General features: G+C 64.9%; 19 protein-coding genes. 12 read left to right on the forward strand and 7 right to left on the reverse strand.

The features are described from left to right. Positions 1-31: 31 nt before the first annotated feature. Positions 32-571 carry a DUF4345 domain-containing protein gene (locus EA798_RS19690; RefSeq protein ID WP_015278204.1) on the forward strand — a complete coding sequence of 180 codons (540 nt, stop codon included), beginning with the start codon at positions 32-34 and terminating at the stop codon, positions 569-571. Between the two features lie 4 nt (positions 572-575). Here EA798_RS19690 and EA798_RS19695 read toward each other — a convergent pair whose 3' ends face one another. The 4 genes from EA798_RS19695 to EA798_RS19710 form a co-directional block, all read right to left on the reverse strand. After that, positions 576-1,265: a Crp/Fnr family transcriptional regulator gene (locus tag EA798_RS19695; protein ID WP_015278203.1), complete on the reverse strand. Its 690-nt coding sequence runs from the start codon at positions 1,263-1,265 to the stop codon at positions 576-578. 102 nt (positions 1,266-1,367) lie between these two features. Further along, complete coding sequence (locus tag EA798_RS19700) at positions 1,368-2,153, reverse strand: type IV pili methyl-accepting chemotaxis transducer N-terminal domain-containing protein (RefSeq protein ID WP_122100034.1); 786 nt, start codon at positions 2,151-2,153, stop codon at positions 1,368-1,370. A gap of 169 nt (positions 2,154-2,322) precedes the next feature. Continuing rightward, entirely contained in the window at positions 2,323-2,931 is a 609-nt protein-coding gene (gene narL, locus EA798_RS19705) for a two-component system response regulator NarL (RefSeq protein ID WP_244221299.1), read from the reverse strand. Continuing rightward, positions 2,909-4,888: an ATP-binding protein gene (locus tag EA798_RS19710; protein WP_122100056.1), complete on the reverse strand. Its 1,980-nt coding sequence runs from the start codon at positions 4,886-4,888 to the stop codon at positions 2,909-2,911. The genes narL and EA798_RS19710 overlap by 23 nt, the downstream gene beginning before the upstream one ends. A gap of 265 nt (positions 4,889-5,153) precedes the next feature. Here EA798_RS19710 and EA798_RS19715 point away from each other — a divergent pair, with 265 nt between their 5' ends. From EA798_RS19715 to EA798_RS19765, 11 genes are all read left to right on the forward strand, one after another. Continuing rightward, complete coding sequence (locus EA798_RS19715) at positions 5,154-6,755, forward strand: MFS transporter (RefSeq protein ID WP_122100036.1); 1,602 nt, start codon at positions 5,154-5,156, stop codon at positions 6,753-6,755. A gap of 15 nt (positions 6,756-6,770) precedes the next feature. Further along, positions 6,771-7,229, forward strand: a complete 459-nt coding sequence (locus tag EA798_RS19720) for a universal stress protein (RefSeq protein WP_015278198.1) — start codon at positions 6,771-6,773, stop codon at positions 7,227-7,229. Positions 7,230-7,243: 14 nt separating this feature from the next. Then, on the forward strand, positions 7,244-8,731 hold the full coding sequence (locus EA798_RS19725) for an MFS transporter (RefSeq protein ID WP_106155849.1): 1,488 nt from the start codon (positions 7,244-7,246) through the stop codon (positions 8,729-8,731). Positions 8,732-8,834: 103 nt separating this feature from the next. Further along, a complete protein-coding gene (locus EA798_RS19730; protein ID WP_122100037.1) occupies positions 8,835-12,590 on the forward strand; it encodes a nitrate reductase subunit alpha in 3,756 nt (1,251 codons plus the stop codon). 10 nt (positions 12,591-12,600) lie between these two features. Further along, entirely contained in the window at positions 12,601-14,139 is a 1,539-nt protein-coding gene (gene narH, locus EA798_RS19735; RefSeq protein WP_015278195.1) for a nitrate reductase subunit beta, read from the forward strand. A 3-nt stretch (positions 14,140-14,142) separates the two neighbouring features. Continuing rightward, positions 14,143-14,898, forward strand: coding sequence for a nitrate reductase molybdenum cofactor assembly chaperone (narJ, locus tag EA798_RS19740; protein ID WP_015278194.1), 756 nt, complete (start codon positions 14,143-14,145; stop codon positions 14,896-14,898). Next, positions 14,891-15,682 (forward strand): respiratory nitrate reductase subunit gamma, encoded by a 792-nt coding sequence (narI, locus tag EA798_RS19745; RefSeq protein WP_101274498.1) that lies wholly within the window; start codon positions 14,891-14,893, stop codon positions 15,680-15,682. The genes narJ and narI overlap by 8 nt, the downstream gene beginning before the upstream one ends. A gap of 81 nt (positions 15,683-15,763) precedes the next feature. Then, complete coding sequence (locus tag EA798_RS19750; RefSeq protein WP_122100038.1) at positions 15,764-16,723, forward strand: peptidylprolyl isomerase; 960 nt, start codon at positions 15,764-15,766, stop codon at positions 16,721-16,723. 167 nt (positions 16,724-16,890) lie between these two features. After that, the gene (gene moaA / locus EA798_RS19755) at positions 16,891-17,880 is read left to right on the forward strand and encodes a GTP 3',8-cyclase MoaA (protein WP_122100039.1); all 990 of its coding nucleotides are present in this window, start codon (positions 16,891-16,893) and stop codon (positions 17,878-17,880) included. A 243-nt stretch (positions 17,881-18,123) separates the two neighbouring features. Next, positions 18,124-18,669 (forward strand): molybdenum cofactor biosynthesis protein B, encoded by a 546-nt coding sequence (gene moaB, locus EA798_RS19760; RefSeq protein WP_122100040.1) that lies wholly within the window; start codon positions 18,124-18,126, stop codon positions 18,667-18,669. After that, positions 18,666-19,898: a molybdopterin molybdotransferase MoeA gene (locus EA798_RS19765; protein WP_122100041.1), complete on the forward strand. Its 1,233-nt coding sequence runs from the start codon at positions 18,666-18,668 to the stop codon at positions 19,896-19,898. Before moaB ends, EA798_RS19765 begins: the two co-directional genes overlap by 4 nt. 55 nt (positions 19,899-19,953) lie before the next feature. On the opposite strand, the gene EA798_RS19770 is transcribed toward EA798_RS19765, so the two are convergent. The 3 genes from EA798_RS19770 to EA798_RS19780 form a co-directional block, all read right to left on the reverse strand. Beyond that, positions 19,954-20,505 (reverse strand): cytochrome b, encoded by a 552-nt coding sequence (locus EA798_RS19770; RefSeq protein WP_122100042.1) that lies wholly within the window; start codon positions 20,503-20,505, stop codon positions 19,954-19,956. An 87-nt stretch (positions 20,506-20,592) separates the two neighbouring features. Continuing rightward, positions 20,593-22,029 (reverse strand): ATP-binding protein, encoded by a 1,437-nt coding sequence (locus EA798_RS19775; RefSeq protein ID WP_122100043.1) that lies wholly within the window; start codon positions 22,027-22,029, stop codon positions 20,593-20,595. Next, positions 22,023-22,682, reverse strand: a complete 660-nt coding sequence (locus EA798_RS19780; RefSeq protein ID WP_106155841.1) for a response regulator — start codon at positions 22,680-22,682, stop codon at positions 22,023-22,025. The genes EA798_RS19775 and EA798_RS19780 overlap by 7 nt, the downstream gene beginning before the upstream one ends. Positions 22,683-22,733 lie beyond the last annotated feature (51 nt).

Raw genomic sequence — 22,733 nt, forward strand, 5'->3', positions numbered from 1 at the left:
GATACCGAGTCGCACATCAGGAGAGTTTTCGATGCGTTTTGCCCGTTTCGTTCTGCTTGCGCAGGCGCTGGTCATGGCCTGCCTGAGCCTCGCCTACTGGCTTTGGCCCTACGAGATGGCCAATCTGAACGGCATGCTGCTGATGGAGAGCGCCTCGGTCAGTCATATGCGGGTCTACTACGGCGGGCTGCAGCTGGGCCTGGCGCTGTTCCTGCTGTGGGCTGCGCGTGAACCGGAGCGCGCGCGACCGGCGTTGATGATGTTGATGATCACCATGGCGGCACTGGTGCTGGGCAGGCTGGTGTCGCTTTGGCTGGACGGCGGTGCGCTGGTCGGCTTCGATCTGGCCTCGCTGATCTACCGTGTGCTGGCGGCGTTGCTCGCCGGGTTTGCCTGGCACGTCATTCGCGAGCGCCCGGAGCCCGAGCCGCAACGCATGGCGCCCGCCACCCGCAGGCTGGTCAGCGAGCCGCCGCAACCGTTCAAGCTCGGCGATGGCCCGCCGCCAGTCGAGCCGTCTCCGGCGGAAGCGGCGCCACAGCCGTTCCGGCGTGGCGATCCTGCCGCCTAGGCATTCAGGCCGCTGCTTCGAGGTAGGCCGAGAGGCTGTGCTGATCGAGGATTTCGATGCGCCGGCGCTGCACCGCGATCAGCCCGGCATCGGTCAGGCGATGCAGGATGCGTGACAGCGTCTCCGGCTGGATACCCAGTTGTGAAGCGATCAGGCGCTTGGGCAGGTCCAGGTCGATCACACCGCTGCGCGCGGCCTGCAGTTCCTGGAACAGATAACGCACGACGCGCTGACAGACGTTCGATGAAGTCAGGTTATCGATCTGGTGCAGGCGCTGATTGAGGCGTGCGCTGAGGCTGCTGAGCAGCTGCATGCACAGCTGCGGCTGGGTCTCCAGCAGGCGCAGGTAATGACTGTTCTGCACGTTGAGCACCAGGCTTTCCTTGAGCGTGGTGGCGCTCAGCGGATGCTCGGGGAGCTTGTTGAACAGCATCGCCTCGGCGAAGGCCTCGCCGGGACGGACCACCTCGATGACCTTCTCCTGGCCATCGCAGGTGACCCGGTGCAGCTTGACCTGCCCATTGATCAGCACGTGAAAGTGCTCGGCGGCATCGCCCTGATGGAACAGCGTGCAACCCGCTGGCAGGCGCTTCACCGTGGTATGCGCCGCAATATCCTGCAGCGCCGCTTCTGCCAGCCCGCTGAACAGATGATGACGACGCAAGGTATTCAGCACTGCAGAGCCCGTCAGCATGGCTACCCCTCCCTTAGATGGAGGGCATGCTAGGTTGCACAGTGCCGCTATCCCATTTCCCCTAAGCCATACCTCTTTCTGAGCAGGAGAGGTAGTCGACCCTCAGCGCGCGCTGCCAGCCAGGCGCTCGTAGTCCAGGGTCAGCTGCTCGATCTTGCGCAGCAGCGAATCACTGGTGGTGACGATCACGGTCGGCACGAAGCGGGAGTCATCCGCCAGGCTGAATCCCGCGCGGGCGAAACGCCACTGGGTGTCGATCTGCTCGAGCTGGCGGCTGATCTGCTCGGTGTTCTGCGGCGCTTTCTGCAGTTCTTCCAGGCCGCGTTCGAACTCGGCCACCGCAGCGTCGAAGTCGCCGCGCAGGCGTTGCTCCGGCAGCTTCCAGCTCATGGCCAGGTAGAGCATGGCAATGCGTTGGCTGAGCATGCGCTGGCGGCCGCTGCGATTGACCAGGCGTGCGGCCTGATTGCCGCTATGACGCTCGATTTCCTGGACCAGGGCTTCGCTCTGGCCGAGAAAGCGCTCGGCCAGGCGCAGCAGCTCGGCGGACTGTGCGCGATCCGGTCGGGTCAGCGCGATCTGCCGGTACTGACCCCAGGTCTGGTTTGCCTCGTTGAGCGCCTTGCGGATGCTTTCGCTGGGGGCGTAATCGTTGAGCAGCTGCGCATTCTCTTCGATGCTGGCAATGCTGCTGTCGAGCTGTGTCCCGGCAAGATCGACCCGGGTATCGGTGCCGATCATCAGGTAGTTCTTGGCGATGCGCTGGCTGAGCATGCGTTGCATGCCGGCGCGGTTGACGGCCTCCGCGTCACTGATGGCGGCCTGGCAGGACAGGCTGCCGGCCAGCAGGCCCAGCAGCAGTGAGGTGGGTAGCAGGAATCTGAACATGGGCGCTCCTTACGTCCGGGCGGGGCGCGATGCTGACTGGGTAGTCAGCTCGGCGAGGACGAGACGATAGAGCGCTTGACTGCGATGGCATTGATGATCGTCAAGGGCGTGCCGGCGTCGCTGCGGGTTGGGTGTTGGCGCACAGAAACCGCCGGCGGTGGTGCTGTGGTCAGGCTTTCGCTTCGTTCTCCAGCACCCAGACCGCGGCCTCGACCCGCGAGCGCAGACCGAGCTTGTGCAGCAGATTCTTCACGTGGACCTTGACCGTACCCTCGGTGATGCCGAGCTTGCGCGCGATCATCTTGTTGCTCTGGCCCTTGGCGATCAGGCGCAGCACTTCCTTCTCGCGTTTGGTCAGGCTGGAGAACTGCACCTGGCCCGAAGGCTTCGGGCGGACCCGGATCGCCTCGGCCAGCACCTGGGTCAGCTCCGGACTGAGCGCCATGCGTCCGGTGGCGGCAATGCGGATCTGCTCGATCAGCTGCTCGGCGTCCATGTCCTTGAGCAGATAGCCGTCAGCACCGTTGCGCAGCGCTTCGAGCACGTGGCTCTGCTCGTCGGAGACGGTGAACATGACGATGCGTGCGTCGATGTCGGCATCGCGCATGCGCCGGGTGGTTTCCAGGCCGTCGATGCCCGGCATGTTGAGGTCCATCAGGATCAGATCGGGTTCGATCTCCAGCGCCAGGCGGATCGCCTCTTCGCCGTTGCCTGCCTCGCCAATCAGCTCCAGGTCGTCTTCCAGATCCAGCAGATCACGCAGACCCCGACGCATCATGGGATGGTCGTCGACCAGCAGGATTCGTGTGGATGTCCCTTCGTTCATACGTGACTGGCTCCTGTTTCAGGGGAATGTGGCGATAGGCTGGCGGGAAGCGGAGATGCACCGAGGTGCCGCCACCGGGGCGCAGGCCGATGCTGATGTTGCCGTTCAGGCTGTTGGCGCGCTCGCGCAGGATGATCAGGCCGTAATGGCCGGCACGCTGTTCTTCCGGGCTGATACCGATCCCGTCGTCCTCGATTTTCACGTGGATGGTGCCGATCTCGTCCTGGGTCAGCTTCAGCCAGCAGTGGTCGGCCTCGGCGTGCTTGACCACGTTGCTCAATGCCTCGCGGATGATCTGCAGGCAGTGCACCTCCTCGTTGGGGGTGAGCGGGCAGTGGTCCAGGTGGTAGTCGTTGATGATCTGCAGGCCGGAGTTGGCGCCGAACTCCTCGACGGTCGCCTGCAGCGCCGGTTTGAGGCCCGGTTCGTTGACCTTGATGCGGAAGGTGGTGAGCAGCTCGCGCAACTGCCGATAGGCCGAGTTCAGGCCGCGGTCGATCTGCTGCACGCTGTCGTCCAGCTGCGCCTGCCCGCTTTCCTTCTGCATCAGGCGCTTGAGGCGGGCCAGTTGCAGCTTCTGCGCCGACAGCGCCTGCGCCAGGGAGTCATGCAGTTCGCGGGCGATCACCGCGCGTTCCTCCATCAGCGCCAGGCGCGCCTGTTTCTGACCCAGCTGGGCGAGGCTCAGCGAGGCAGCGAACAGGTCAGCCAGGGTCGTCAGCAGCAAGGTCTGCCAGGATTCCAGTGGTTGCCCTTCCGGATGAGCGACGCGCAGCGAGCCGAGATCATCCTGGCCCGAGCGCAGCTCGAATGTCACCAGCTCCTCGCCGCTGGGCAACCGGCCGGTCTGGTTGACCAGGCAGACATCGCATTGCGGCAGCTTGCAGTACTCCGGCGGCTGCAGGTCGTTCGAGGTCATCGCGGTGTGGCTGCCGGTTTCGGCGGTACGGTTCAGGCACAGCGAGATCGGGCCGGTGCCGAGGATCTGCTGCACCTTGGCCAGCAGCGAGCCCATCATCTGCGAGGGGTCATCCGGCTGGCTGTAGAGCATTCGCGCGCTGTTGAACAGCAACTGCAGGGTCGCATTGCTGCGGGTGAGGGCGGCAGTCTTGTCGTCGACCTTCTGCTCCATTTCTGCGTAGAGGCCGGCCAGCTCCTGGCTCATCTGGTTCAGCGTGCGCGCCAGCAGACTCAGTTCGGTGTCACCGGGAATCTGCACCTGGCCGCTGAAGTCACCCTTGCCGATGTCGCGGGCCATCCTGGTCAGGCTGCGCAGCGGGGAGGCCAGGTTGTTGTGCAAGCCGTAGATCAGCACGAAGGCGATCAGCACGATGACGAACAGGGTGCCGGCCTGCAGGGCGCGGATGACGCCGAGCTTGCCTTCGGATGCCTCCTGCAGGGTGCGTACGAAGACGTCCAGCTCACTGACGAACTCCGGTGCTTCCTGACGGTAGTCATCGAGCTGCGCCGGTTGCGCATCGAGCAGCGGTCGCATCCGCTCCTGCCAATGCTGCATCACGCCGGCATGCAGCCCCGGCAGCGGTGTGTCGCCATGACGGTGCAGCGCCGAGCGCAGCGAGGCCGAGCGCAGTGTGCGCTCGAGTGTCTCGATCCGTTCGGCAAGCAGATCCTGCGGGCCATGTTCGGCGGTGAAGGCCAGGCGATAGGCCTGCATGCGCAGGCTGCCGGCCTGGTTGATCGCTTCGGCATCACCCTCCAGGGCGTCGGCCAGGTACAGGCTGGCGAGCATGCTGATCAGCGAAAACCCGATGATCACGACGAAGGCAACCAGCGTGTTGAACACGATCGAATGGCGTGTGGCGAGCTGCTCGCTTTCGGAGTGGGGCATGTTCTTGATCGTCGCTGTGGCGGTGTTCGCATTCTGCGCCTTGTCTCGAAGGCTTGCCACGGTGGGGGTGTACTCCCAATGCATTGAGGGTTAATCCGGGGCCCATGAGGCGCTCCGTCTAGTACGTTTAACATGTTGAAATAAAACGATTTTTTCGAAGGATTCAGGGTATCTCCAAAGAGGTAGAAAGACCCGGCCAAGCAAATTGCCACCAGTCGTGTATTGACCTGAGTCAAATTTCGCTCGGTCCGCTCCGCTTAGCGTGCGAGCCATTCCTGATCCCGCTGCGTTTGCAAGCAGGGTCCTGGCGCCAAGAGGATCGACCATGAGCAATATCGAAAAGTGGGACGTGGAGGACCAGAAATTCTGGGACACCACCGGCAAGCGGATCGCCAATCGCAATCTCTGGATCTCCATCCCGAGCCTGCTGATGGGCTTTGCCATCTGGCTGATGTGGGGCATCGTCACGGTGCAGATGCTCAATCTGGGATTTCCGTTCCAGCCCGCTGAGCTGTTCACCCTGACCGCCATCGCCGGCCTCACTGGCGCCACGCTGCGCATTCCGGCGTCGTTCATGATCCGCATCGCCGGCGGACGCAACACCATCTTCCTGACCACCGCGCTGCTGATGATCCCGGCGGCCGGCGCCGGTCTCGCCTTGCAGAGCCAGGACACTCCGCTGTGGGTATTCCAGCTGCTGGCTTTCCTCTCCGGCATTGGCGGCGGCAACTTCGCCTGCTCGATGAGCAACATCAGCACCTTCTTCCCGAAGAACCAGCAGGGCCTGGCCCTGGGCCTGAACGCGGGCCTCGGCAACTTCGGCGTGACCACCATGCAGATCCTGATTCCGCTGGTGATGACCGCCGGTGTGTTCGGTGCTGTAGCTGGCGCGCCGATGGAGCTGATCAAGGACAGCGGTACGCTGATCGGCAAGATCTCGGCCGGTACCGAAACCTGGATCCAGAACGCCGGCTGGGTCTGGCTGCTGTTTCTCGTCCCGCTGGCCTTCGCCGGCTGGTTCGGCATGAACAACCTGCTGGTGATCTCGCCGACTCCGGGCTACCCGCTGAACGCCTTTGGCAAGATTCTCGGCCTCTACGGCGTGGCCTTCGTCGCTGCCGCGCTTGGCCTGTACCTCTACCTGCCAGCGCCGACCGGTCTCGGCGTGCTGAACATGTGGGGCGTGATGCTGCTCACCATCGGCCTGACCCTCGGCATGCTGCGCATGCTGCCAGGCAGCATCAAGCCGAACATCAAGCGCCAGTTCACCATCTTCCGGGACAAGCACACCTGGTCGATGAGCATCCTCTACATCCTGACCTTCGGTTCCTTCATCGGCTTCTCCATGGCGCTGCCGCTGTCGATCACGGTGATCTTCGGCTTCATGAACGAAGTGGCGGCCGACGGCACCATCACCCGCGTCGCCAACCCCAACGCACCGAGCGCACTGACCTACGCCTGGATCGGCCCGTTCATCGGCGCCCTGATCCGTCCGCTGGGCGGCTGGATCTCCGACAAGGTCGGCGGCTCCATCGTTACCCAGGTGATCTCGGTGGTGATGGTCGGCGCTTCGGTCGCCGCGGGCTATGTGATGCAGCAGGCCTACGGCTCGGCTCAGCCTGAAGAGTACTTCTTCCTCTTCCTGGTGCTGTTCCTGGTGCTGTTCGCTGCCAGCGGCATCGGCAACGGTTCCACCTTCCGCACCATCGGCGTGATCTACGACCGCGAGAAGGCTGGCCCGGTACTCGGCTGGACCTCCGCTGTCGCCGCCTACGGCTCCTTCGTCGCCCCGATCGTGATCGGCGAGCAGGTCAAGGCCGGCACCCCCGAGGTGGCCATGTACGGCTTCGCGGTGTTCTACGCGCTGTGCCTGATCCTCAACTGGTGGTTCTACCTGCGCCCCAACGCCTACGTGAAGAATCCCTGAGTCTGGAGTGCCGCCATGAAAATCATGATTGCCTACGACAACTCGCGTAATGCCAGGAAAGCCCTGGAAGCGACCCTCGACATGTTCGGCCCGCTCAAGCCGCTGATCATGCTCATCGGGGTAGTGGAAGAAACCCGTGACACCAGTGATTCGGCCGTCGAGCTCTACGAGCGCGAGCGTGGCGAGTTCCAGAGCTTTCTGCAGGAGGCCGCTGACAAGGTCAGCGCCTTTGGCCTGGACGCCGACGTGATCATCGCCGAGGGCGACGCCCGCAAGATGATTCTCAAGGCAGCCGAGCACAAGAAGCCCGACCTGCTGGTCATCGCGCGGCATTCCAACGAACCGGACGGCGGCTTCATCTCCCGCTCGCTGAATCTGTTGGTCGACGAACTCGACTACATGACCTTCGGCAGCGTCAGCGCATTCCTGGCCCGCCGGGCGCCTTGCCCGGTCCTGATTCAAGCCTGCCCCTGAGTGAGGAGCTCAACATGAGAGTTTCTACGCTGTTCGAATGGAAGCGCCCCGAAATCAGAGCTCTGCATCTGACCTGGATCGCGTTCTACATCTGCTTCTTCGTCTGGTTCGGCATGGCGCCGCTGGCCTCGAGCATGCTGAAAAGCGTGAACTGGCTGACGCCCGAAGACCTCAAGCTGTTCGCCATCGCCAACGTGGCGCTGACCATTCCGGCACGCATCCTGGTCGGCATGGCGCTCGACCACTGGGGCCCGCGCCGGGTGTTCTCGGTGCTGCTGGTGGTGATGGCCGCACCCGCACTGTTCTTCGCCTTCGGTGACAGCCGCACCCAGCTGCTGGTGTCGCGCCTGATCCTCAGCTCCATCGGTGCCAGCTTCGTGGTCGGTATCCACATGACCGCCATGTGGTTCAAGCCCAAGGACATCGGTTTCGCTGAAGGCTTCTACGCCGGCTGGGGCAACTTCGGTTCCGCTGCCGCCGCGATGAGCCTGCCAGCCATCGCCATCCATGCCTTCGGTGGTCCGGAAGGCTGGCGCTGGGCGATTGCCAGCTCGGCGATCATCATGGCGCTGTACGGCGTGTACTACTGGTTCGCGCTCACCGATGGCCCGGTTGGCACCATCCACCGCAAGCCGCACAAGGCCAGCGCGCTGGAAGTCAGCACCTGGGCCGACATGATCAAGCTGATCATCTGGACCATCCCCATGGTCGGCGTGCTCGGCATCCTGGTCTGGCGCATCGAGGGTCTGGGCTACCTGGGCTCCACCGGCGCGATGATCTGCTACGCGGTGATCGCCCTGGTGGTGATCTTCCAGGTGGTGCAGATCCTGCGGGTCAACGTGCCGATCCTGAAGAAGGGCGTGCCGGAAGACGACAAGTACCCCTTCAACACCGTGGCTGCGCTCAACTCCACCTACTTCGCCAACTTCGGTGCGGAGCTGGCCGTGGTGTCGATGCTGCCGATGTTCTTCGAACAGACCTGGGGCCTGACCCCGACCACCGCCGGCATCATCGCGGCCTCCTTCGCCTTCGTGAACCTGGTGGCGCGGCCCATGGGCGGCCTGGTCTCCGACCGCTTCGGCAACCGTCGCTTCGTGATGCTGGCGTACATGCTGGGGATCGCCGTCGGCTTCCTGCTGATGGGCCTGATGAACTCCAAGTGGCCGCTGATCGTCGCCGTGGCGATCACCGTGCTCTGCTCGGTGTTCGTCCAGGGTGCCGAGGGCGCGACCTTCGGGATCATCCCCTCGATCAAGCGCCGGGTGACCGGGCAGATCTCCGGCATGGCCGGGGCCTACGGCAACGTTGGCGCGGTCTGCTACCTGACCCTGTTCACCTTCGTGACCCCATCGCAATTCTTCATGGTGATTGCCGCCGGTGCCTTCGTCAGCTTCGGGCTCTGCCTGCTCTGGCTGAAGGAGCCCGAGGGGGCGTTCTCCGACGAGTACTACGTGTCCAGCGTGGACCGCGAGTTGGAGGCCCGCCAGAAGATCGCTTCCTGAGATTTCTACCGAGATGCGCCAGTTCGTGTGGCTGGCGCGAGCCGAGATTGATAAGCCGACCGGTCGGGCCAGTGGTTCGCAACCGGAGTGAGGAGAGAAAACAATGAGCCACTTGCTCGATCAACTGCGCTTCTTCAACAGGAAGCAAGGCGAGTTCGCCGATGGTCATGGCGAAACCCGCATCGAATCCCGCGACTGGGAGAACGTCTACCGCTCGCGCTGGCAGTACGACAAGATCGTCCGTTCCACCCATGGCGTGAACTGCACCGGTTCGTGCTCCTGGAAGATCTACGTCAAGAACGGCCTGATCACCTGGGAAACCCAGCAGACCGACTACCCGCGTACCCGCAACGACCTGCCCAACCACGAGCCGCGCGGCTGTCCGCGTGGGGCCAGCTACAGCTGGTACATCTACAGCGCCAACCGCCTGAAGTACCCAAAGGTGCGCAAGCCGCTGCTGAAACTGTGGCGTGAAGCGCGGCGCAACATGACCCCGGTGGACGCCTGGGCCAGCATCGTCGAGGACAAGGCCAAGGCCGAGTCCTACAAGAGCAAGCGCGGCATGGGTGGCTTCATCCGTTCCAGCTGGGAAGAAGTCAACGAAATCATCGCTGCAGCCAACGTTTACACCGTCAAGCAGTACGGCCCGGACCGCGTCATCGGCTTCTCGCCAATCCCGGCCATGTCGATGGTTTCCTACGCGGCAGGTAGCCGCTACCTGTCGCTGATCGGTGGCGTGTGCCTGAGCTTCTACGACTGGTACTGCGACCTGCCGCCGGCCTCGCCACAGGTGTGGGGCGAGCAGACCGACGTGCCGGAATCGGCCGACTGGTACAACTCCAACTACATCATCGCCTGGGGCTCCAACGTCCCGCAGACTCGTACGCCGGATGCGCACTTCTTCACCGAAGTCCGCTACAAGGGCACCAAGACCGTTGCCATCACCCCGGACTACGCCGAAGTCGCCAAACTCACCGACCTCTGGCTCAACCCGAAGCAGGGCACCGACGCCGCGCTGGCCCAGGCCTTCGCCCACGTCATCTTCAAGGAATTCCACCTCGAGAAACCGAGCGAGTACTTCCGCGACTACGCCAAGCGCTACACCGACCTGCCGGTGCTGGTGCGCCTGAACGAGAAGGATGGCAGCTACATCGCCGACCGCTTCCTGCGCGCGTCCGACCTGGCCGACAACCTCGGCCAGGAAAACAACCCCGAGTGGAAGACCATCGCCGTCGACGGCACCACCGGCGAGCTGGTGTCGCCGCTGGGCTCGATCGGCTACCGCTGGGGCGAGAAGGGCAAGTGGAACATCGAAGCCCGCGAAGGCAAGGACGGCCGTGATGTCGACCTCTCCCTGACCCAGATCGATGGCGGCGAGACGGCCGAGGTCGCCTTCCCGTACTTCGGCGGCATCCTCCACGAGCACTTCCAGCACGCCGAAGGCGAAAGCATCCAGCTGCGCCGCGTGCCGGTCCGCAGCATCACCCTGGCCGACGGCAGCACCACCAAGGTCGCCACCGTGTTCGACCTGATGGCCGCCAACCTCGGTATCGACCGTGGCCTGGGTGGCGCCAACGTCGCTTCCAGCTACGACGACGCCAGCGTGCCCGGCACCCCGGCCTGGCAGGAAGTCATCACCGGCGTGTCCCGCGAGAAGGCGATCCAGATTGCCCGTGAATTCGCCGACAACGCCGACAAGACCCATGGCCGTTCCATGATCATCGTCGGCGCGGCGATGAACCACTGGTACCACATGGACATGAACTACCGCGGCCTGATCAACATGCTGATGTTGTGCGGCTGCGTGGGTCAGACCGGTGGTGGCTGGGCGCACTACGTGGGTCAGGAAAAGCTGCGTCCGCAGTGCGGCTGGCTGCCGCTGGCCTTCGGCCTCGACTGGCACCGTCCGCCACGCCAGATGAACGGCACCAGCTTCTTCTACAACCACAGCTCGCAGTGGCGCCACGAGAAGATGAGCATTCACGAAGTGCTCTCGCCGCTGGCCGACAAGTCGCAGTTCCCCGAGCACATGCTCGACTACAACATCCGCGCCGAACGCGCCGGCTGGCTGCCGAGCGCGCCGCAGCTCAACCGCAATCCGCTGCAGATCTGCCGTGAAGCTGAAGCCGCCGGTATGTCGCCGGTCGATTACGTTACCCAGTCGCTCAAGAACGGCTCGCTGAAGTTCGCCTGCGAGCAGCCGGACAACCCGGATAACTTCCCGCGCAACATGTTCATCTGGCGTTCCAACCTCTTGGGCAGCTCGGGCAAGGGCCACGAGTACATGCTCAAGTACCTGCTGGGCACCAAGAACGGCGTGATGAACGAGGACCTCGGCAAGCGCGACGGCTTCAAGCCGCTCGAGGCCGAGTGGCAGGACGACGGCGCCATCGGCAAGCTCGACCTGGTCACCACCCTCGACTTCCGCATGTCCTCGACCTGCGTGTACTCCGACATCGTTCTGCCGACCGCGACCTGGTACGAGAAGGACGACATGAACACCTCGGACATGCACCCCTTCATCCACCCGCTGTCGGCAGCGATCGATCCGGCCTGGGAAGCGCGTTCCGACTGGGAGATCTACAAGGGCATCGCCAAGGCGTTCTCGAAGATGGCCGAAGGTCATCTGGGCGTGGAGAAGGATCTGGTCACCGTGCCGCTGCTGCACGACAGCCCCGGCGAACTGGCGCAGCCGTTCGGCGGCACCGACTGGAAAACCGCAGGCACAGATCCGCAGCCGGGCAAGAACTGCCCGAACATGACCGTGGTCGAGCGCGACTATCCGGCGACCTACAAGAAGTTCAGCTCCCTCGGCCCGCTGCTCGACAAGCTCGGCAACGGCGGCAAGGGCATCAACTGGAACACCCAGGATGAAGTCGATTTCCTCGGCGAGCTGAACTACAAGGTGCGCGAGGAGGGCGTCAGCCAAGGGCGTCCGCAGATCGAGTCGGCCATCGACGCCGCCGAGGTCATCCTCAGCCTGGCGCCGGAAACCAACGGCCACGTCGCGGTGAAGGCCTGGGCCGCGCTGTCGGAATTCACCGGCCGCGACCACAGCCACCTGGCGCTGCCCAAGGAGCACGAGGCGATCCGCTTCCGTGACATCCAGGCGCAGCCGCGCAAGATCATCTCCAGCCCGACCTGGTCAGGCCTGGAAGACGAGCATGTGTCGTACAACGCCGGCTACACCAACGTCCACGAGTTCATCCCGTGGCGCACCATCACCGGCCGCCAGCAGTTCTTCCAGGATCACCCCTGGATGCAGGCCTTCGGTGAGCAGCTGATGAGCTACCGGCCGCCGATCAACACCCGCACCATCGATTACGTGAAGGGCAAGAAGAGCAACGGCAATACCGAGATCGTCCTCAACTGGATCACCCCGCACCAGAAGTGGGGCATCCACAGCACCTACTCGGACAACCTGATCATGCTCACCCTCAGCCGTGGTGGTCCGATCGTGTGGATGTCCGAAGTCGATGCCAAGAAGGCCGGCATCGAGGACAACGACTGGATCGAGTGCTTCAACGCCAACGGTGCCCTGACCGCCCGTGCGGTGGTCAGCCAGCGCGTGATGGAAGGCATGGTGATGATGTACCACGCCCAGGAACGCATCGTGAACGTGCCCGGCAGCGAGACCACCAAGACCCGCGGCGGCCACCACAACTCGGTGACCCGCGTGGTGCTCAAGCCCACCCACATGATCGGCGGTTACGCCCAGCAGGCGTACGGCTTCAACTACTACGGCACCGTGGGTTGCAACCGTGACGAGTTCGTCGTGGTACGCAAGATGGCCAAGGTCGACTGGCTCGACGGCCCGAACGGCAACGACCTGCCGCAACCCCTGCCGCAAGACATCTGAGGAATAGGCCATGAAGATTCGTTCACAAGTTGGCATGGTCCTGAACCTGGACAAGTGCATCGGCTGCCACACCTGCTCGATCACCTGCAAGAACGTCTGGACCAGCCGCGAAGGCATGGAATACGCCTGGTTCAACAACGTCGAGACCAAGCCTGGCATCGGCTACCCGAAAGAGTGGGAGAACCAGGACAAGTGGAAGGGCGGCTGGGTGCGCAATGGTGACGGCACCATCAATCCGCGTATCGGCGGCAAGTTCCGCGTGCTGGCGAACATCTTCGCCAACCCGGACCTGCCGACGATCGATGACTACTACGAGCCGTTCGACTTCGATTACCAGAACCTGCACACCGCGCCGATCTCCGATCACCAGCCGGTTGCACGTCCGCGCTCGCTGATCTCCGGTCAGCGCATGGAGAAGATCGAGTGGGGCCCGAACTGGGAAGAAATTCTCGGTACCGAGTTCGCCAAGCGTCGCAAGGACAAGAACTTCGACAAGATCCAGGCGGACATCTACGGGCAGTACGAAAACACCTTCATGATGTACCTGCCGCGCCTGTGCGAGCACTGCCTGAACCCGACCTGCGCCGCGTCCTGCCCGAGCGGTGCGATCTACAAGCGCGAGGAGGACGGCATCGTCCTCATCGACCAGGAAAAGTGCCGCGGCTGGCGCATGTGCATCAGCGGTTGCCCGTACAAGAAGATCTACTTCAACTGGAAGAGCGGCAAATCCGAGAAGTGCATCTTCTGCTTCCCGCGCATCGAGGCCGGCATGCCGACCGTCTGTGCCGAGACCTGCGTAGGCCGCATCCGCTACCTCGGCGTGCTGCTCTACGACGCCGACCGCATCCATGAAGTGGCCAGCACCGTCAACGAGCAGGACCTGTACGCCAAGCAACTGGAGATCTTCCTCGATCCGTTCGATCCGAAGGTCATCGAGCAGGCGCTCAACGACGGCGTACCGATGTCGGTGATCGAAGCTGCGCAGAAGTCGCCGGTGTACAAGATGGCGGTCGACTGGAAGCTGGCCCTGCCGCTGCACCCGGAATACCGCACGCTGCCGATGGTGTGGTACGTGCCGCCGCTGTCGCCGATCCAGAACGCTGCCAGCGCCGGTCACGTCAGCATGGACGGCGTGCTGCCGGACGTCGACAGCCTGCGCATCCCGCTGCGTTACCTGGCCAACCTGCTCACTGCAGGTGACGAGGAGCCGGTCAAGCTGGCGCTCAAGCGCATGCTCGCCATGCGTGCCTACAAGCGCGCCGAGCAGGTCGATGGCGTGCAGGACCTCAAGGTGCTGGAGAGCGTCGGTCTGTCGGTGGCCCAGGTGGAAGACATGTACCGCTACCTGGCCATCGCCAACTACGAGGACCGCTACGTGATCCCGACCGCGCACCGCGAAGAGGCCATGAGCGATGCCTTCGCCGAGCGCTCCGGTTGCGGTTTCAGCTTCGGCAGCGGCTGCTCGGGCGCCTCGGACACCAACATGTTCGGTGCCAAGAAGGCCAACCGCCGCGACATCATCAAGACCGTCCAGCTGTGGGAGGACTGAGCCATGCGCATCCTTAAAGTGATTTCCCTGCTGCTGGACTATCCCGACCAGCACCTGCGCGACGGCCATGCCGAACTGGCTCAGGCCATCGGCTCGGCCCGCGAGATCAGCCCGGAGCAGCGCATCGCGCTGCGCCGCCTGCTCGACGAGCTGACCGAAGACGACCTGATGGACGTGCAGGAGCGCTACACCGACCTGTTCGACCGCGGCCGTTCACTGTCGCTGCTGCTGTTCGAGCACGTGCATGGCGAGTCCCGCGACCGCGGCCAGGCCATGGTCGACCTGATGGCGCAGTACACCGAGGCCGGTTTCGACATCGGCGTACGCGAGCTGCCGGACTACATCCCGCTGTACCTCGAGTACCTCGCCACCCGCGATGACCTCGAGGCCCGCGAGGGTCTGGCCGACGTGTCGCACCTGCTGGCTCTGCTGGCAGCGCGTCTGCAGGAACGCGAGAGCCCGCATGCCGCGTGCTTCCGCGCACTGCTGCAGATCGCCGGCGAGCCGGTGCAGGAAACCCTGGCCAGCCTGCAGGAGCAGGTCGCCGCCGAGGAACGCGACGACTCGCTGGAAGCGCTGGACAAGATCTGGGAGGAGGAACAGGTCAACTTCCTCCAGGCCGAGCAGCAGGATCGCTGCCCATCCATGCCGAGCGGGCCGGGCAAGGCTCGCGAGGAAAGCCCGGTGCCGCTGCACTGGACCGATTTCAAGCATGACGGGCAGGCCGCCGCGCTCGCCCAGGAGGTGCGCAATGTCTAACTTCAATTTCCTGCTGTTCGGGGTCTACCCCTACATCGCCCTGGCCATCTGCCTGATCGGCAGCTGGGCACGTTTCGACCTTTCCCAGTACAGCTGGAAGGCCGGCTCGAGCCAGATGCTGTCGAACAACCGCATGCGCCTGGCGAGCAACCTGTTTCACGTCGGCATCATCTTCATCCTGGCCGGGCACTTCGTCGGCCTGCTGATGCCCGAGGCGCTGTACCACTCGTTCATCACCAGCGGTCAGAAGCAGATCGTGGCGATGGTGTCCGGCGGCTTCTTCGGCATCCTCTGCCTGATCGGTCTGGTGATGCTGATTCATCGCCGGCTGACCGACGCGCGCGTGCGGGCCACCTCCAACACCAGCGACATCATGATCCTCTTCGTGCTGCTGGCGCAGCTGGTGCTGGGTCTGCTGACCATCGTCGCCTCCACCGGCCATCTGGACGGTTCGGTGATGGTGCTGCTGGGTACCTGGGCGCAGAGCCTGGTCACCCTGCAGCCGGTCAAGGCCGCAGGTGCCATCGAGTCGGTCAGCGTGATCTACAAGCTGCACGTGTTCCTCGGCGTGACCCTGTTCGTGCTGTTCCCCTTCACCCGTCTGGTGCACATCGTCAGTGCGCCGGTGTGGTACCTGGGCCGGCGCTACCAGATCGTCCGCCAGAAGGGCGTCAAGCCGAGCGTGCCGCGCCCGCAGCGCCCGCGCACCTACGAAGCACCGGCCCGCGAAACCGCAGTGCCGACCGCTGTGCCTGCCACGGCAAAGAGCAAGACCCCGGTATGACCCTTGCCGGCTGACGCCTGGTGCGTCAGCCGGTCTGGCCGATCGGATCGAAGGTTCAAGCGTCTTATCGAGGTAATCATCATGGGTTGTGGATGCGGTGGTAGCACAGGTGGAAGCGGCGGCTGCGGTGGCGGCGCGCGTCCGGAAATCGAAGTGCCGGCGGATGCCCCTCTGTTCGAGGAGCTGCCGCACGAGGAAGACAGCGAGCCGGCTGCCGAGCAGGCATCCGCTGAACCGCTGCTGATCGCCAGCAGCGAACAGGAATGGCCGCGGGTGCGGGTCAATGGGGTGGCGATTGCTTCCCAGGCCATCGCCCAGGAACTGCAGTATCACCCGGCCGAAAGCCGCGAAGAGGCCGTCTACCTGGCGACCCAGGCGCTGGTGCTGCGTGAGTTGCTGCAGCAGCGCATCGGCGAGCTGGGCCTGGTGGTGCGCGCCGAGGCCGGCGAAAGCGAGGAGGAGGCGGCCACCCGCACGCTGATCGAGCAGGAAGTACCGCTGCCGCTGGCCGACGAGGCTGCCTGCCGGCAGTACTACAGTGGCAACCAGCAGCGCTTCTTCAGCGCGCCGTTGCTGGCCGCGCGGCACATCCTGCTGGCCTGTCCGGCGGATGACGCCGAGGCGCGCAGCCTGGCTCGCGAACAGGCCCAGAGGCTGATCGCCGAGCTGCAGGCCGCACCGCAACGCTTCGCCGAGCTGGCGTTGCAGCATTCCGCTTGCCCGTCCAAGGCGCAGGGCGGCGCACTGGGCCAGATCAGCAAGGGCCAGACGGTGCCGGAGTTCGAGCGCCAGCTGTTCCGTTTGCCGGTCGGTCTGTGCACGCAGCCGCTGGAAAGCCGCTACGGCTATCACCTGGTGTTCGTCGATCAGCGCATCGAAGGCGAGCAGCTGCCTTACGAGGTGGTCGCCGGTTCGATTCGCGCCGAGCTCAACCAGCGCGTCTGGCAGATCGGTGTCAGCCAGTACCTGCAGAATCTGGTGGGTGCGGCGAACATCGAAGGCATCCATATGCAGGGTGCGGAAACGCCACTGATGCAATAGCGGCGGCTTGGCTCCGCGTCGGGTGGACGATGTTTTACCCATCACCGAGCGGGGCCAATGGTGGATGGCGCTGCATCCATCCACCTAGGCGGTAATGAGCGAGCCTGTGAGGGCCCCGGCGGATGAGCAGAGCGGCATCCGCCCCACGAAGTACAGAGAGCTTGGCGATGACTCAATTACGCGATGCCCACAACCGCCAGATCGACTACCTGCGCATGTCGGTGACCGACCGCTGCGACTTCCGCTGCGTCTACTGCATGGCCGAGGACATGACCTTCCTGCCGCGCCAGCAGGTGCTCGGTCTGGAGGAGTTGGAGCGCATCGCGCGCATTTTCGTCGGCCTCGGGGTGAAGAAGATTCGCCTTACCGGCGGCGAGCCGCTGGTACGCCAGGGCATCGTCGGTCTCTGCGAGCGCATCGCGGCATTGCCGGGCCTGCGCGAACTGGTGATGACCACCAACGGCTCGCAGCTGGTCAAGCTTGCCGCGCCGCTGGCTCGGGCCGGGGTCAAGCGGCTGAACATCAGCCTGGATAGCCTGGACGCCGAGAAATTCCACGCCATTACCCGCACCGGCCAGCTGCAACAGGTGCTCGACGGTATCGATGCGGCACGTGACGCCGGCTTCGAGCGGATCAAGCTCAATGCGGTGGTGATGAAGGGCCGCAACGCCGAGGAGGTCGCCGACCTGGTGGACTTCGCCATCGCCGGCGGGCTGGACCTGAGCTTCATCGAGGAAATGCCGCTGGGCGACGTCGGTCGGTCGCGGGGTGAGAGCTTCTGCTCCAGCGACGAAGTACGCGCGCTGATCGCCGAGCGCCACACGTTGATCGATTCGGCCGAGCAGAGCGGCGGCCCGGCGCGCTACGTGCGCCTTGCGGACCATCCACAGACGCGCATCGGCTTCATCTCGCCGCATTCCCACAACTTCTGCTCCACCTGCAACCGCGTACGGCTGACGGTGGAGGGGCGCCTGCTGCTGTGCCTGGGGCACGAGAATTCCATCGACCTGCGCGCACTGCTGCGCCGCCATCCGACCAACGACCAGCCGGTGATCGACGCCATCCACGCCGCGCTGCAGCGCAAACCGCTGCGCCATGAATTCTCCAGCAGCGGCGAGGTCCAGGTGTTGCGCTTCATGAATGCCAGCGGCGGTTGAGACCAGTGCCCCACGGGCTACGAGTCGACCGCCTAATTCGCTACCATCGACCGGCATTGCCGGTTTGACCCACGTGCCCGGCTGCCGCAGCCGGGCCTTGTCGCAGAGCCAGGTCGCACAATCGCCTGCAGCGTTGTCAGACCTCATGGCACCCGTGCCGCGCGGACATACCTCCAATGGGGAATGGGTTCGCGCACGGCGCCGGTGCAGCCTGCGCACACATCTTCAAGGGAGTTTCGAGCCATGGCTCACCTGTCCAACAGCGAATTCCAGCCCCTGAGCATTGCGGTGCTCACGGTGAGCGACACCCGTAACATCGATTCCGATACCTCCGGCCAGGCGCTGATCGACGGCCTGCAGAGCGCAGGCCACACGCTGACCGAACGGGCCATCGTCAAGGACGACGTCTGGCAGATCCGCGCCCGCGTCTGCAGCTGGATTGCCAGCGAAAACGTGCAGGTCGTGCTGATCACCGGCGGCACCGGTTTCACCGCCCGCGACAACACTCCGCAGGCGGTGCAGCCGCTGCTGGACAAGGACGTCGACGGCTTCGGCGAACTGTTCCGCTACGTTTCGCTGGGCGAGATCGGCACCTCCACCGTGCAGTCCCGCGCCCTGGCCGGCATGAGCAATGGCACGCTGGTCTGCTGCCTGCCGGGCTCGACCAATGCCTGCCGCACCGCCTGGAACAAGATCCTTGTCGAGCAGCTGGACAGCCGCACCAAGCCTTGCAACTTCGTGCCGCACCTCAAGGCCAGCGCGGTCGAATACTGCGGGCCGCGCTCATGAGCGCCTGTGGCTGCGACACCAGTGGCCTGAAACCGGTCGACGAGGCCATCGCCGAACTGCTGGCACGGGTGCCGGCGCTGCCGCCGGTAGAACACGTCGCGCTGTCCGATGCCCTCGGCCGGGTGCTGGCCGAATCCCTCGACGCTCCTTTCCCGGTGCCGGCGTGGGACAACAGCGCAATGGACGGCTACGCCCTGCGCGCCGCCGACCTGCCGGCCGAAGGCGGCTGGCTGCCACTGGCCGGGCGCATCGCCGCCGGTGATGCCGCCGACCAGCAACTGCCTGCCGGCCACGCCGTGCGCATCTTCACCGGCGCGCCGCTGCCGCCGGGTGCCGATACCGTGGTGGCGCAGGAGGATTGCCAGATCGAGGCTGATCGCGTGCATTTCCCCGGCGTCATCCAGGGCGCCCATGTGCGTCGGCAGGGCGAGGAGCTAGAGGCCGGCGCCCCGGTGCTGCAGGCCGGCAAGCGCCTGCGGCCGCAGGAGATCGGCCTGCTGGCGAGCTTCGGCGTCGCCCGCGTGGCGGTCTATCGGCGCCTGCGTATCGGTCTGCTCTCCAGCGGCAACGAGCTGCGCGAACCCGGCGAGCCGCTGGCGCCCGGGCAGATCTACAACTCCAACCGCTACTGCCTGCTCACGGTGCTGCGCAGCCTTGGAATGGAGGTTCACGACTACGAAATCCTCGTCGACGAACTGGCCGCCAGCCGGGATGCCCTGGCGCTGGCCGCGTCCGAATGGGACATGCTGATCACCTCCGGCGGCGTCTCGGTCGGCGAGGAGGATCACCTCAAGCAGGCCATTCGCGAACTGGGCGAGCTGCACATGTGGCGCCTGGCGATCCAGCCCGGCAAGCCGCTGGCCTTTGGCGAGGTCAATGGCAAGCCGTGGATCGGCCTGCCGGGCAATCCGGCTGCGGCGCTGATCACCTCGCTGGTGGTGGCGCGGCCGTTCCTGCTCAGTGCCCAGGGTTGCACCGAGGTGCTGCCCAAGCCGCTGCGCCTGACCGCCGGCTTCGCCTGGCGCAAACCGAACAACCGCCGCCAGTACCTGCGCGCGCGGCTGGAGCAGGTCGATGGCGAGATGCGCGTGTGCCTGCACCCGCGCCAGGGTTCGGCGATGCTGACCTCGGCCAGCTGGGCCGAAGGCCTGGCCATCGTCGAGCGCAACCGTACGCTGGAAGAGGGTGAAACGGTTGAATATCTGCCGTTCAGCGAACTGCTCGGCTGACACATGAAAACGCCCGGTCGATGATCAGTCGACCGGGCGTTTCTGCGTCTGCGCGTCAGGCCTGGCGGTGGCGCGGCAGCATGCGTTGCAGGGTGCCGTCGCGGCGCACGTACTGGTGGAACAGCGCCGCAGCCGCATGCAGGCCGATCAGCCAGTAGCCGGCTACTGCCAGCGTTTCATGCAGCTCCTTGAACCGGCCGGCCAGCTCCTGGTTGGCACCGACCAGCGCCGGCAGCTCGAGGCCGAAGAGGGGAATCGGCTTGCCTGCCGCGCTCAGGGTCAGCCAGCCGAGCAGAGGCAGGCCGATCATCAGCGCGTACAGCGCCAGGTGCATCAGCTTGGCCAGCGCCCGTTCCCAGACGGCACTGACCACCGCCTTCGGCGCCGGATGCAGCCAGCGCGCCATCAGACGCAGCCAGACCAGCGCGAACACCGTCAGGCCGAGCATGAAATGCCAGTGCTTGAGCAACTCTCGCGGCTCGCTGCCCTTGGGGAAATTGCCCTTGAGTTCAATGGTCGCGTAAACCGCCGCGATCAACAGCAGCATCAGCCAGTGCAGCCCGATGGAAAGCCGCCCGTATCTCGCCGCCTCTGCCTTATTGCTCATTTCACCTACTCCACGTGTGGGTAACGTGGCGATTCTAGGTGGCGAAACTTAAGCGAAGCTTAGCGGTGGGCGGACCGTTTGCCGCAGCTAGGACGCCGTCACCGGGAGACGCCGCGGCAGCCGCACGAGGACCCGCAGGCCGCCCAGCGGCGAGTCCAGCAGCTCGACGCTGGCACCGTGCAGCTCGGCGATGCGCGCGACAATGGACAAACCGAGGCCGGCACCCTGACCGCCGCCGAGGCGGAAGAAGCGCTCGAACAGCTGGGGGCGCAGTTCAGTGCTGATGCCCGGCCCGCTGTCATCCACCGCGAGGATCAGCTGTCCGGCATCGCCGTGCAGCTGAACCTCGATCCGCCCACCATGGGGTGTGTATTCCAGCGCATTGCCCACCAGGTTCTGCAACATCGTGGTCAGGCTCGCGGCATCGCCGGTGAGGCGGCAATCAGCCTGCTCGTCCACTTCCAGGGTCAGCGCCTGGTCCTGGGCGATGGCCAGCGGGGTGAGTTCGGCGAGTGTCTCGCGCGCCAGGGCGCGCAGATCCAATGGCGCCAGACGCAATTGCTGGGCACTGGGTTCAAGGCGCGCCAGGGTGAGCAGCTGCGTGACCACGCGGGTGGTGCGGTCCACGCCGACCACCAGCTGCTCGAGTGCTTCTGCACGCTCCTGCTCGTCCTGTGCCTGCTGCGCGTTCTGCGCATGGATGCGCAGCACCGCCAGCGGCGTGCGCAACTCATGGGCGGCGTCGGCGATGAAGCGCTTCTCCCGTTCGATCAGCTGATTGACCTGTTGCAGCAGGCGATTGAGCGAGGCCGCCACCGGTTCCAGCTCCTGCGGCAGCGGTGCCAGCAACAGTGGCGCGAGGTTGTCCGGGTCGCGGCGCTTGAGCAACTGCGCCATGCGTGCCAGTGGCCGCAGGCCCCAGCCGACCGCGAACCAGATCAGCAGCGCCAGCAGCGGCAGCCCGATCAGATCCGGCAGCAGGCTGCGGCGGGCGATCTTGCCGACCAGCTCGCCGCGCACGTCGCCGCGCTCGCTGAGCAGAATCCACAGGTCGTCTTCGCGGTCGTGCAACAGGAACAGGCGCCAGGCATGGCCGTCGAGCATCACGTCGTGGTAGCCGGCGGACAGGCGCGCAAGAGGCGCCGCCGTCGCGCCGAGACCGGCCTGCAGTTGCTGTAGCGCACCGTTGGGGGCGCCGGCCGATTGCAGCAGGGTACTGCCATCGGCGGCATACACCTGAAACCCCAGCTTGGTCTCGTAGTCATGGCCCGGCACGCCCTGATCGCGGCGGGCGTTCACCGCCGCGTCCAGCGCCTCCTGCAATGCGCGGCGTGCCTGCGGGTCCATCTCGTGGCCGACCAGCCCTTGCACCAGTCGCGCACTCTGCGCCAGCTGGGCGTCGAACAGTTCCTCGATCTCATGACTGGCGTCGCGATAGCTGCGCCAGGAGATCAGGCTCAGCGAGACCAGCAGGGTGCCGAGCAGCAGCGCCAGGGTGCGCTGGCGAATCGAACGCTTCAGCATTTGTCCACCAGATAGCCGACACCACGCACGGTGCGAATCAGCTCGGGAAAGAACTTCTTGCGCAAGTGGTGGATGTGCACCTCCAGCGCATTGCTCTCGACGTCCTCGTCCCAGCCGTAGAGCACCTGCTGCAGGCGGTCGCGGGTCAGTACGCGGCCGGGCTGGGCGAGCAGTTCGTGGAGCAGGACGAACTCCTTGCGCGGCAGGTTGATCGGCGTGCCCTGGTAGCTGACCTGCTGGTTGACCGGATCGAGCAGAATGCCGCGGTATTCAAGCACCGGCTCCGGGCGGTTGAAGCTGCGCCGGAGCAGGGCGCGCAGACGTGCCTTGAGTTCGGCCACGTCGAACGGCTTGACCAGATAGTCGTCGGCACCGGCATCCAGGCCGGCAATGCGGTCGCCGGTGGCATCGCGCGCGGTGAGCACCAGCACCGGCACCGGGTTGGCTGCAGCGCGCAGGCGCTTGAGCACTTCCAGTCCATCGAGTCGCGGCAGACCGAGATCGAGGATCGCCAGCTCGAAGCTCTCGTGGTTCAGCGCGTGCAGCGCGCTGGCGCCGTCCTGCAGCCAGTCGACCGTGTAGCCCTCGGGCCTGAGTGCGGTGCGGATGCCCTCGCCGAGGGCGCGATCGTCTTCCACCAGCAGAATGCGCATGTCGTTCCTGTCGTTTTCAAGGGGGCGCGGCATTGCTGTGCATTCAACGCC

This window comes from Pseudomonas songnenensis (assembly GCF_003696315.1).
GTDB classification, from domain to species: domain Bacteria; phylum Pseudomonadota; class Gammaproteobacteria; order Pseudomonadales; family Pseudomonadaceae; genus Stutzerimonas; species Stutzerimonas songnenensis.